Genomic DNA, 12,190 nt, shown 5'->3' on the forward strand with positions numbered 1-12,190 from the left:
AGGAGCGACTTTAGGCTGTAACCCAGTTCACAGCAGCCGTGGCAAGGGGGCCACGACTGCAGTTGGATTTCAGCGGTGCTACTCATTTTCGCCCTGTCGAAAGCATCGTGAAATGACTAGGCTTCAAACGTCCGGGAGGGACGAATGGCAACTAATAATGTTCAATTTGAGCCGGTGGATGCCGGACCCAACGGACTCCTGACCCCCGACAAGTTACTCGGCCGCGGGCTAGGTGTCGGATCAATCGTGTTCATGGTTGTGGCTGGTGCCGCACCGATGACAGCTGTCGTGGCCGGCTGGCCTGTGGTGGTATCTGCCTCGGAAAGCACGGGCGGTCCACTGTTCTTCCTCATCGCCACGGCGATCCTGTTTCTGTTCGCGATTGGCTTCACGCGTATGACGCCGTTCGTGAAAAATGCGGGGGCCTTTTACACCTACATACAGACTGGCCTCGGCCGGGGCATGGGGCTAGGGGCTTCCACCTTTGCACTGGGTACTTACCTGCTCCTGTTTCTTGCGCTGTGTTCATACTTGGGATCAGCGGCCCAGACCACTGTTCACGATCTGGGCGGCCCGGATCTGCCTTGGTGGCTGTGCAGTCTGGTGCTGATGGCGATCTGCGGTGCTCTTGCGTACCGGGACGTCGAGCTCTCCGCCAAGGTGCTGGGTGTGGTCCTGGTCATTGAAACGGTCGTTCTGTTGGCAGTAAACATCGGGGTGGTTGTCCACGGCGGTGCGGAAGGTTTGAGCGGTGACTCACTGTCCCCCGCCCGTCTGGGTGAAGGTGTCCCGCCGCTGGGCGTCATGTTTGCCTTCTTCTCATTCATTGGTTTTGAGGCCACCGCTGTTTTCCGCAACGAAGCGCGTGACCCCGACCGCACAATACCGCGCGCAACGTACATCGCCGTCCTCGCTGTCGGCATCTTCTACACGTTCACCGCATGGGCCATGCAGGCCGGTATCGGTGACAGCAACATCGTTGAAGTGGCTACGAATGATCCCACCAGCATCGTGGTCGGTTTGGCCGCGAAGTACGTCTCCCCTGTCCTGGCAACTCTCCTTCAAGTCTTCCTGATCAGCAGCCTCTTCGCCTGCATTCTCACGTTCCAGAACGTGCTGACGCGCTACCTGTTCACCCTCGGAACGCAGGGCGTGCTCCCCTCCGGGCTTGGCACGGTCCATCCCCGACACCGAGCTCCTTCCAGGGCCTCGTTGACTGTGTCGGTCGTGGCAATTGCCCTGCTTGGGGTCGAGGCGCTCCTCGGGCTAGACCCGGTGACGCAGGCGTACACCTGGTTTTCGGGATCAGCAACACTCGGCGTGGTGGTTCTGATGGCCCTCACGTCATTCTCGGTGCTCGTGTTCTTCCGGAGAAAGGCAACAGGAAAGCTGTGGGCCACGCTGTTTGCTCCCGCTCTTGCTGTGATCGGTCTCGGCGCGATTGTCTTCCTGGTCGTGCAGAACTTTGGGCTTCTTGTCGGCGGTGACCTGGCTGCAGGCATCCTGCTAACGGTCATGGGAGCCCTGTTTGTCGGCGGTTTGGTGACCGCACTGGTGATGCGCTCAAAACGGCCCGAAGCATACGCCGCGCTTCTGCCCCCGGTATCAAGCCAGGAGCACGAACCGGCCAAAAGCGAGAACTGCGCTACGGCGGAAAACAAGAGCTAACCCCCCGGGATTCCGGACTCGTGCCGGGCCCGAGGCACTGCTGTGGTGACCTCCAGAACGACGTCACCACAGCAGTGCCGAACCCGTTGATCTCTGATCACCCCACTTCTGGTCATACCTGACGGGGTCAACTCGATGGCCCGGCCTGCATCTTCTGAGGCCTGTGCAACACCGCCGGACCTCCACTGAGGCAAGCGACCATCTATCAGCCCTGGTACAAACGCCTCAGAAGGCTCGCCAGGACAGTAAAGGAGTATTCCATTTCTGAGAGCGCTCTGTTGAAGCAGACCATTGATAAGACATACCCGGTGGTCACCCATGGCCGGGGGGTCTACTTGTATGACTCAGCCGGTCTGCAGTACCTGGACGGGTGCAGCGGGGCCATGACTGCAAACATCGGCCATGGCGTAGAAGAAGTTGCAGAGGCGATGAAGGCGCAGTCATGCCGGGTGGCCTTTACTTACCGAACCCAGTTCACGAATGTGCCCGCCGAGGCCTTGGCAAGGCGGCTCACCGATCTGGCACCGGGAGACCTTGACTGGGCATTCTTCGTCAACAGCGGATCAGAGGCGTCCGAGTTCGCCATCCGGACAGCAGTCAGCTACTGGCGCGAAAGGGGGCTCCCGGGCAAAGTCAAAGTTCTCGGCCGGAACATCAGCTATCACGGCATGACCATGGGAGCCCTGTCAATGTCGGGACATGCAGCACGCCGCCCCGACTACGGGCCGTTGTTGCATGCGTTCTCCTTCGCCCCGCCGGCCTACGCGTATCGCTTCGCGCAGCCGGGCGAGAACGAAGAAGCATACGCGCTGCGGGCTGCGCAAGCCTTCGAAGATGCCATTCGGAACGAGGACCCTGGCACGGTCGCAGCAGTGATCGTGGAACCGATCGTTGGAGCCGCCGGCGGGGTCCTGACGCCTCCGGCTAGCTACCTCTCCCGGTTGCGCGAAATCTGTGACCGGTTGAATGTGCTGCTGATCATTGATGAGGTCATCACGGGCGTCGGGCGGACGGGAGATTGGTTTGCGAGTTCCTACGAGAACGTCGTCCCGGACCTTCTTCTCATCGGTAAAGGATTAAGTGCCGGTTATTCCCCTGTTGCCGGCGTCCTGCTCCGAGGCCATGTTGTCGAGGCGCTCAGGGAAGGCAGCGGTGTCGCTCCGTTCGGGCACACCTTTTCGGGGAATCCCCTGGGGGCAGCCACCTGCCTGGCGGTCCTGGACTTCATGGAACGCCGGAACGTCCTTGCAAACGTCCGGCAGCGGGGGAAGCAGCTCAAAGAAGGACTGCTCTCCCTGGCAGCCAGGTACCACTGCATGGCCGATGTCCGTGGCCGGGGCCTGCTGTGGGGCTTCGAGTTCGTTACGGACCAGGAAAGCAAGCAGGCGCCCGATCCTGCGCTCGGAGCGGCCAACACCTTCGTGCAGGAATGCCTCGCCCAGGGGCTTATTGTCTATCCGGCAGGCATTGCTCCGCTGAACAACGCGGTGATCCTGTCCCCGCCCTTGGTGATCAGCGAAGAGGAGACCCGGGTACTGCTGGCGAAGCTGGAGGAAGCCCTTCGCGCCATGGAACACCATGTTGAGCGGTGGGCCGCTGTGGATGACAGCCGGAGCGGATCCCGAGTTGGAAGCGGAAGCTGTCTTTAATCCCTGTCATTCCACCATGTGCCGACGCTGGTCACCTTGCACATAGTGGCCGTAAAGGCTGTTCCCTCCACACACTTTTGAAACTCTGCCAGGGCCGAAGATGGTCGAAGCGATCCATCTGCAAATGCCTAAACCCTCAAGGAAGCCAAGTGCCTACACCCATTCTTGCCGCCGTACTGGAAAAGCCCGGAACACCTCTCCAGATCCGCGAGCTGCTGCTGGATGATCCGGAGGACCATGAGGTCCTCATCCGGACGGAGCGAGTTGGCCTTTGCCACAGCGATCTGCACTACCTGAAGGGGGCCCTGGATATCTCCCTGCCGGCGGTCCTCGGACATGAAGTCGTAGGCATTGTCGAGCGCGTCGGCTCCGGCGTCACAAGAATTAAGACTGGAGACCGCGTCGTAACAACCATAACCCCGTCCTGTGGCGCTTGCCGCAACTGCATCAGCGGGCGCCCGACCCAGTGCGAACGGGTCGACTCGATGCGTGAGCGGCAGCGGCCCAGACTCATCTCACATGATGGATCAAGCGTCGAGTCGCTCGGCGGTATCGGCGCATTTGCGGAGGCCTTCTTGGTGAAAGAGGCATCCGTTGCAGTGGTCGGCTCTGACCTGCCTCCCCAGGTGGCATGTCTTCTCGGTTGCTGCATCAGTACAGGAGTCGGCGCGGTCATTCACGGCGCAAAAGTAGGGCCAGAGGATACTGTCGCCGTAATCGGCTGCGGCGGCGTCGGAATAGCCGCCATCCAGGGTGCAAGGCTGGCTGGGGCTCGACGGATCATTGCCATTGACGCCGTGCCCGCGAAGCTGGAGCTCGCCCGCAACTTCGGTGCCACGGACACAGTTCTCTCATCACCTGACCCGACAGAAACACTCATCCAGGTCCGGTCACTTCTTCCCCAGGGTGTTAGCCATGCAATCGAGGCGGTCGGCCGCAGTGAGACAGCGGAACTCGCCTTTTCGCTCCTGAGCCCGAACGGAACCGCCAGCATACTCGGTCTCATGCCCACCGGGTCCGAACTGCGTATCCCCGCAGATGCACTCATCTACGGCGACCGACACCTCCAAGGCGCGTACATGGGTGCGAACAGGTTCCTCAGCGATGTCGACATGTTCACCGACCACTACCTGAACAATCGGCTGGATCTCGATGGAATGGTTACCAAAGAGCTGCCCTTCGACCGCATCAACGAGGGATTCGAAGCGATGGCGGATGCGTCGACGATCCGCGTCGTGCTGAACATGACCAACAGGCAATCGTGATCCAGATAACTGCGTAGATCGTTGCGGCGTCGGCCTGGTTACCGGTGATCGCGATCTTGCTTTGCGCCACAGCCGGGCCGGAACGAACGTTAGGCCGCTGCACAGCCTTCCGAACATGAACAGCAAACATCGGGGGCCAGCCCCTGCCGTCACTGGTTATGGACGACAAAACCCACAAACGAAACCAGAGGAGCAACCCTTAAATGACTGAAGGACTAGCCCAACTGACTGATATTGCCCCCGACCTCGTCGAGCAACGCTCCTTTGTCAATGGCACATGGCTGCAGCTCGAGGAAAACGGCCGCTACCTTACCAACCCAAATACTGGCGAACCCCGGCAGCCGATGCGCAAGACCGCAAAGGATGATGTCGAGCGGGCACTCGCGGCAGCAGCGACCCTTCACAGGTCCGGGAAACTTGAAGACATCAAACTCCCGGACCGCCTTGAGCTCTTGACGAAGGTAGCCGCGTCCCTCGATGCGAAGAGCGAAGAAGTCGCCCTCCAGGACAGCATCAACACCGGGGTTCCTATCCGCACCACCCGCCTGATTGCCGGTGCACTGGGTGACAGAGTCCGCGGAACTATTGCTGAAGCGGAACAGCTTGGTGAATCGGAGACCCTTGACCATGCCAGGTCTGTGGTCATCCTGCGCAAGCCCCTCGGCCCAGCCCTCATCGTCGGCCCCTGGAATGCCCCAACGTTCACCGTGGTCGGCAAGGTGGCGGCAGCCATGGCGGCCGGTTGCCCCGTCATCCTCAAACCCTCCGAGAACGCCCCCAGCGGTTGCCAGCTCTTCGCTGAGGCGATCGTGTCTGCCATGACCGAACTGGGATACCCGGGCGCCGCGTTTCAGCTGATTCATGGGAATTCGGAGACAGGAGCACTGCTGACATCGGACCCCAGGATCGAGGCTCTTTCATTTACGGGTGGCGATTCCGCAGGCCGGACGGTTGCGCAGGCTGCCGCGTCCAACCTGGCGGTCATGCAGATGGAGCTCGGATCCAACAATCCCGTGATCATTCTGAATGACGCCGACGTCAGCTCGGCGGCGCGGTCCATTGTGCAGGGCATGACGCGTCTCAACGGCCAGTGGTGTGAGGCGCCAGGCAAAGTACTGGTTGACGAGTCGATTCACGACCGTTTCGTTGAAGCTATGAAGTTTGAACTCAGTAAGCTTCGGGTCGGAAACGCCTTGGATGAGTCGACGCAAGTGGGTCCCCTGGCATTCCAGCGGCAGCGTGATGGCTTGAAAGCCTCAGTGAATCGGCTCCTCGAGCTGGGGGGAAAGCTCGTCACTGGCGGCGAGCTGCCGGGTCTTGACGGCTGGTTCATGGCACCGGGGATGATCGTCGGATGTGCCGCCGAGGCCGCCACGGAAGAGCTTTTCGGGCCGCTGGTAACGGTACATCCGGTGCATTCGGTCGAGGAGGCACTTGCCCATGCGAACGGCCCCGCAACCGGCCTGGATGCCTACGTATTCGGTGCCAATGAAGCAAGGGCCATCGAAGTGGGATCCCGTATTCGTGCCGGTGAAGTCCGCATCAACGGCACATTCATGAGCGACCTCGCCGGCAGTTCACGCCAGAGCTTTTGGGGCACCAGCGGTATCGGTGGCCACGGTCCGCAGTATGGCGTCCGCTTCTTCACCGGCGACCGCGTGGTTGGCGTGGACAGGACGGATTCCCCGCTCTAGGCGCCATATCCGACCCCAACAAGCGTAGGCCAGGCCCCGTGGGGGCCTGCGACAAACAGTCCGGGAACGTGACGCGTGGCTAAGACGGGGGTCCGCGTCCTCTCGGGAAAGCAGCAGGCCAGAGCCTGGCAACATGAGACGAGAAAGTCCTTCAATGACAGATACTTCAACGACAGATACGGTGCGGTTTTCACCGCTGAGTTTCCTTGAGGACGCCACAGCGGCGATCCCGGCCTATGGAAGCGACCTGGTCGATTTCCGTAGGGAAATGCACGCCGATCCTGAAGTCGGCCTGTATCTGCCCCGCACCCAGGCCCGGGTCCTTGAGGCACTCAAGGGACTCGACCTCGAAATAAGCCTGGGAAAAGCAGCCTCGTCCGTGGTTGCGGTACTACGCGGCGGGGCCACCCAGGCCCCCGTCGGGAGCCGTCCCACTGTACTGCTCAGAGGTGACATGGATGCCCTTCCTGTGGCAGAAAAGACGGGAATACCCTTTGCCTCGACTAATGGAGCGATGCATGCCTGCGGTCATGACCTGCATACAGCGGGCCTGATTGGTGCCGCCCGGTTGCTTTCGTCCGTACGTGACAGCCTGACCGGTGACGTCATCTTCATGTTCCAACCGGGGGAGGAAGGACATGAGGGGGCCCGCATCATGCTGGAGGAAGGCGTTCTTAACGCAGCCGGCAGGCGACCGGATGCTGCCTACGCCTTGCATGTCGTTTCGGACATCCCGTCAGGCGTGTTCACGACCCGTGCCGGCTCCTACATGGCTGCCTTCGGAGATCTGTCCGTCAAGGTTATCGGGCGTGGCGGGCACGGTTCACGCCCCTTCCAAGCTCTGGATCCCATACAGGTAGCTGCTGAAATGCTTGGCGCGCTCCAAACGTACATCACCCGGCGATTCAACGTTTTTGATCCCGTGGTACTGTCCGTGGGCCAATTCCATGGCGGTTCCGCCTCTAATGTCATACCTGATTCGGCGGAATTCAGGGCCAGCGTCAGGTCTTTCAGCCCCGGTGTCGAAGCGCGGCTCGCACAGGAGTTGCCGGATCTCATCCGGCAACTGGCGACTGCTCATCAACTGACAGCCGAGGCAACGTTCACTCCGGTTATGCCGGCCACCGTCAATCACGAAAGTGACGCCGAACTCTGGGGCAGGACCGCACGGACGTTCTTCGGAGAGCACCGGTTCGTGCCCAGCCCGTCCCCCAGGACCGGCTCTGACGATTTCTCCCGTGTCCTCGTGGAGGTCCCAGGAGCGTACGGGCACCTCGGAGCTGGGTCTCCAGATATCGACCCCATGGAGTGGGCCCCCATGCACTCGCCCAGGGCAGTGTTTGACGACAGTGTCCTCGTCGACCAGACACAATTTATGGCGGGCGTGGCGCTTGGAAAGCTCCAGGAGTTGGAGGTCCTGGGGTAGCCCCGGGCGCAGCTCGGAGGGCTTCCGGAGCGGCCCACGCCTCACTTGAGGCAGCGGACCTAGCAGGACCGGTCTCGAAGCCCCGAATGGATGGCAGTTCAACCACTATCAGATTGGTACACCCAACGTGACGTCAGCGCCCCATCCGGGTCCTGTCACAATAGAGTCCTCTTCTTTCCTTCCTGACAAGGACACGAGTGGGTCCTGGAATGCAATCTGACACATGGGGGCGAAGACGTTCTCCCCTTTGGAGCGCACAGCCCACCCATGGACCACTTCCGCCTTACCCCTGGCACCCGTGGCGCAAGCTGCTAACTCATGCCTACCATCCTTCTTACCGTTGGCCCGGTCGTCCTGGCGGGGTCGATGCAGGCGTGCGAAAGAATGTGCCGAGGCCCAGGGCTGATGGAGTTCAGTACCATCTGAAGACCAGACACTGTTAGCAATAGGGGTGGGTCCGAGAACGTTGCCTCATATGACCAATGAACCCCTCCGTGACTGATCAGGACCCATCTCACTAGATCTGACCGTCTTGCCGGAGACCGCCGCCCAGGCGAGGGCAGCAGCTCGGCCGGGCTCGTGCAGGCGCTGCATCCGCGATGAAAGTCACGAGCACGTTTTGACTGCAATTCAGCCACCGCTCGCGCCTTCACGCATGCATGGTTAAGGACATAGACCCGGCGGCCCCGTCAGCAGCATATGGTGTCCGCCGGCGGCAGCGACTTCCAACGCTTGCCGGGCTTCCTCCTGCCCTGAAACGTCGCAAAGGTCCGGCACCACCGGCACTTCAACGGCGTCAATCTCCGGGACATCCTCGTCCATGGGATCGTAGTCCAGGGCTAGGTCCTTCGGGTCTGCGCCAAAATCATAGGCGAGCCGTGCCAGCGTCATATAGCCTCGGACGTTCGCGCCGGGCACCAAAGCAGCCTCGGCAACATTCGCCTCCGCCACCACGATGTCCGGATACCCGGCTTGCACGGCAGCCATGACGGCGGGCAGCATTCCCCGGACCGGCCTCAGCCTGCCGTCCAGGCCAAGCTCGGCGATAAAGACTGTTCCATCGATAGAACGGATGTCCTCGGCAGCACGAAGCACTGCCATTGTGATGGCGAGGTCGAAGCCCGATCCCCGTTTAGGCAGTGACGCTGGGATCAGGTTGGCCGTGATCTTCCGGCGGCTCAAAGGTATTCCGGAGTTCTGCGCGGCTGATCGGATACGTTCCTTGGCCTCGTTCAAGGCGGCGTCAGGGAGCCCCAGGATCACAAAGTTCGGAAGCGTCTGCCCAATGTCGGCCTCCACTTCCACGATGTAACCGTTCAGGCCCACAAGGGCAACACAGTAGCTGCGACCCACCCCCACCTAGCCGACACCCCGCAGGTGCTCAAGCACAGGATCACCGACGCCGCCGTCCACCACCGAGACGACATCGACACGCTGACGCGACGCTTTGAACTCGTGGGTCCGGCACCAACAGGAAAGGAGCCGGTGTAAACGGGCGAGCTTTGCCGCTCCAACAGCCTCGAAGGGGTGCCCGTAGTCCAGGCTGCTCCGGGTTTTGACCTCGGCAACCACCAAGGTGTCACCGTCGATCGCGACGATGTCTATCTCACCCTCCGCACACCGCCAATTGCGATCAATGATCCGCATCCCCTGATCCGTCAGGAAATCCGCAGCCAATGCCTCGCCATTTTGGCCAAGCCGGTCTTTTGCTCTCATGACCATCACCTCCGCTGTCCAGCCTTCCGGCTGGAGGGGGTGAGCGGCAGGGGCTTAGGAGGCTATGTGCGTAAACCCGCCGGAATCAGCGCTGTGGAGGAACAGTGCAGTGAAGCAGGCTAGTTGCCAAGATCTCCGAGATCGCCCAGGCCGCCGTCCTTCGGCAAGGCCAGGTCTTCGCTGCGGGGCAGTTCCTCGACGTTGACGTCCTTGAAAGTAATCACGCGGACGTTCTTGACGAAACGGGCCGAACGGTAAACGTCCCAGACCCAAGCGTCCTGCAGGGTCAAATCGAAGTAAACTTCCCCGTCTGCGCTGCGGGCCTGGAGATCAACATGGTTGGCCAAATAGAACCGCCGCTCCGTCTCTACAACGTAGCTGAACAGACCGACTACATCCCGGTACTCACGGTAGAGCTGCAGCTCCATGTCGGTTTCATAGTTCTCAAGGTCCTCGGCACTCATGGTTCCATCTTTGCACCATCTGCAAGGTGCCATGCGCCAGACCTGCAACAGAAAGCTACAGGATTGCTCTACTCGGGGTCGGGCCCCGTCAGGTGCCAGCTGGTCCGGTGGTACGCGCTGGGACCATGCAGGCGGATGACATCCCTGTGTGCGGCGGTGGCATACCCCTTGTTCACGTTCCAGCCGTAAGCCGGCAGCTCGGAGTGAAGGTCCACCATGATGCGGTCACGAGCCACCTTGGCCAATACGCTGGCTGCAGCAACACTCAGGCAACTCATGTCCGCCTTTACCCTGGTGTGGACCGGTGCCTCGCAGCCGGCGCCCGCCGGGGCAGGATCAAAAAGAGATGCCTGGACCTCGGGTGAGAGCCAGTTATGGCTCCCATCCAACAGGACCAGGTCAGGCGTGACGCCGCCGTCCAGGATGTCACACCACGCACGCGTGCCTGCCAGACGCAAAGCCGCAATAATGCCGATCTCGTCGATTTCCCGGGACGAGGCATGACCTACAGCTGACGCCAGGGCCCATTCACGGACCAGGGGTTCCAGTCTGTCCCTGTCCTCTGGTTTGAGGAGTTTACTGTCGCGGACATCGGCCAGCAGGCCGTGATCGGCAAGGTCGACCACTGTGATGCCAACGCTGACCGGGCCAGCCAAGGCTCCACGGCCCACCTCGTCGACACCGGCCAGCAAGCGCACCCCGGAGGACAGAAAGGAACGCTCAACGTCGAGGGTGGGAAAACCTGCCTGGGCCTTGGCCTTCGCCTTGGCGGGGGTCTTCTTCCGGGCTGTTGCGGTAGCCATTACTTCGCCGGGGTGCCTTGAGGGACATTACGGAAAACGTCCGGATAGTTATCGAGGACGGTCCACCGGTTGATCGGCCACGCGATGACGGTTGCCTTGCCTTCGACGTCCTCTATGTTGACGAATCCACCGTTGACTTCCTGGTGGGCCCGCGAGTCAGCCGAGTGGTTGCGGTTATCGCCCATAACCCACACTTTACCTTCCGGCACGACGACGTCGAACGACTGCGGGGAAGGCAGTTCCGCGGGGTTGATATAGCTTTCATTGAGCGCGACGCCATTGACGCTGACGCGGCCTTGGGCGTCACAGCACGTGACATGATCGCCCGGCAGTCCGATGACGCGCTTCACCAGGTGCTGCTCGCTGGCATCCGGAGCCAAGCCCACGAACTCGAGCGTGCCCCCTACCCAGTCCATGGGGCCGGCGGGTTTCTGTGCCACGGGCGGCAGCCAGGCCTGCGTGTCCTTGAAGACCACGACGTCTCCCCGCGAAAGGTCAAAGGGTCCGGGAACGAGCAAATTGATGAAGATGCGGTCGTAAACGTCCAGGGTGCTCTCCATGGACTCCGAGGGAATGTAGAAAGCCTTGAAGAGGAAGGTTTTCAGCAGGAAGGACAACACCAGTGCAATGGCCACGACAGTGGCGATTTCCTTGATCCACACCAGGGCAGGATTCTTGCGGGGCTTCTTTTGATCCTCTTCAGGCTCTGCTGCACCAGCATCCGGCTCCGCTACACCAGCGGCACTTGCCGTTCCGTCCGGGAGCCGCGAGTCGTCGTCGTACCGCTCGGGGTTCCCAGGAGCTTTGTCCGGCATCTACTGTCCGTTCTTCGATGGTGTTTCGGCCTGCGTGGAGCGAGGCATCTCTGCAAATCTATCAAGTGGCCAGATGATCTGGACCGGCCGGCCGATAACCCGGTCCATCGGAACCATTCCTCCGCCGGGCGCACCCAGCAAGCCACGGGAGTCAGCAGACCGCGAGCGATGGTCGCCCATCAACCAGAGCCGGTCCGGAGGCACCACGACGTCGAACTTCTGCTTGCTGGGTTCGTCTCCCGGGTACAGATAGGGTTCCTCAAGTACCTGACCGTTCACTGTGAGGCGGCCGCCGGTATCACAACACTGGACATGGTCACCCGGCACCCCGATGACCCTCTTGACGTATGTGGTGTCGCTGCCCGTCAGCCCGAACCACTGGGCTGCTGCAGAGGCGGCGTCAACGAATGGACCGCGCCCGCTGCTCAGCGGAGCAAACGAACCCCGCCCATCAAAGACCACAACATCGCCCCGGCGGATCGGCTCGGCACTGAAGTCGGTCCGCGATACCAGGATCCGGTCGCCCGTCATCAGGAGCGGCTCCATGGATTCCGAGGGAATGTAGTAGACATCAAGCCACAGGGAACGGACCAATCCGCTGATGGCGATCGCGAGGACCAGTGCGAGCAAAACAAAACGCCAGCCCTGTTTCCGGGGCTGGCGTTCTGATGTGTCCATGACTCGTATCCC

At 61.2% G+C, this 12,190-nt stretch carries 10 protein-coding genes and 1 pseudogene; 5 read left to right on the forward strand and 6 right to left on the reverse strand.

The genetic code is table 11. The features are described from left to right. Window positions 1-144: 144 nt before the first annotated feature. From ACNAOU_RS13500 to ACNAOU_RS13520, 5 genes are all read left to right on the forward strand, one after another. The gene (locus ACNAOU_RS13500) at window positions 145-1,668 is read left to right on the forward strand and encodes an APC family permease (protein ID WP_422757071.1); all 1,524 of its coding nucleotides are present in this window, start codon (window positions 145-147) and stop codon (window positions 1,666-1,668) included. A gap of 308 nt (window positions 1,669-1,976) precedes the next feature. Beyond that, window positions 1,977-3,317 carry an aspartate aminotransferase family protein gene (locus tag ACNAOU_RS13505; protein WP_207605890.1) on the forward strand — a complete coding sequence of 447 codons (1,341 nt, stop codon included), beginning with the start codon at window positions 1,977-1,979 and terminating at the stop codon, window positions 3,315-3,317. Between the two features lie 149 nt (window positions 3,318-3,466). Next, on the forward strand, window positions 3,467-4,582 hold the full coding sequence (locus ACNAOU_RS13510; protein ID WP_422757072.1) for a Zn-dependent alcohol dehydrogenase: 1,116 nt from the start codon (window positions 3,467-3,469) through the stop codon (window positions 4,580-4,582). 203 nt (window positions 4,583-4,785) lie between these two features. Next, window positions 4,786-6,276 carry an aldehyde dehydrogenase family protein gene (locus ACNAOU_RS13515; protein WP_207604505.1) on the forward strand — a complete coding sequence of 497 codons (1,491 nt, stop codon included), beginning with the start codon at window positions 4,786-4,788 and terminating at the stop codon, window positions 6,274-6,276. A gap of 154 nt (window positions 6,277-6,430) precedes the next feature. Further along, window positions 6,431-7,702, forward strand: a complete 1,272-nt coding sequence (locus ACNAOU_RS13520; protein WP_133830840.1) for a M20 metallopeptidase family protein — start codon at window positions 6,431-6,433, stop codon at window positions 7,700-7,702. A gap of 675 nt (window positions 7,703-8,377) precedes the next feature. Here ACNAOU_RS13520 and ACNAOU_RS13525 read toward each other — a convergent pair. From ACNAOU_RS13525 to lepB (ACNAOU_RS13550), 6 genes and pseudogenes are all read right to left on the reverse strand, one after another. Further along, a pseudogene (locus tag ACNAOU_RS13525) lies at window positions 8,378-9,061 on the reverse strand (magnesium chelatase domain-containing protein); the annotation flags it as partial. Next, entirely contained in the window at window positions 9,062-9,427 is a 366-nt protein-coding gene (locus ACNAOU_RS13530; protein WP_181423256.1) for a YraN family protein, read from the reverse strand. Window positions 9,428-9,537: 110 nt separating this feature from the next. Then, window positions 9,538-9,882 (reverse strand): DUF2469 domain-containing protein, encoded by a 345-nt coding sequence (locus ACNAOU_RS13535; protein WP_018776202.1) that lies wholly within the window; start codon window positions 9,880-9,882, stop codon window positions 9,538-9,540. 68 nt (window positions 9,883-9,950) lie between these two features. After that, window positions 9,951-10,685, reverse strand: coding sequence for a ribonuclease HII (locus tag ACNAOU_RS13540; protein ID WP_275775179.1), 735 nt, complete (start codon window positions 10,683-10,685; stop codon window positions 9,951-9,953). Beyond that, window positions 10,685-11,500, reverse strand: a complete 816-nt coding sequence (gene lepB, locus ACNAOU_RS13545) for a signal peptidase I (RefSeq protein WP_422757073.1) — start codon at window positions 11,498-11,500, stop codon at window positions 10,685-10,687. The genes ACNAOU_RS13540 and lepB (ACNAOU_RS13545) overlap by 1 nt, the downstream gene beginning before the upstream one ends. Then, window positions 11,501-12,178, reverse strand: coding sequence for a signal peptidase I (lepB, locus tag ACNAOU_RS13550; protein ID WP_275775183.1), 678 nt, complete (start codon window positions 12,176-12,178; stop codon window positions 11,501-11,503). Window positions 12,179-12,190: the final 12 nt, after the last annotated feature.

It is taken from the genome of Paenarthrobacter sp. C1 (assembly GCF_049315185.1).
In the GTDB taxonomy this organism is placed as follows: domain Bacteria; phylum Actinomycetota; class Actinomycetes; order Actinomycetales; family Micrococcaceae; genus Arthrobacter; species Arthrobacter nicotinovorans.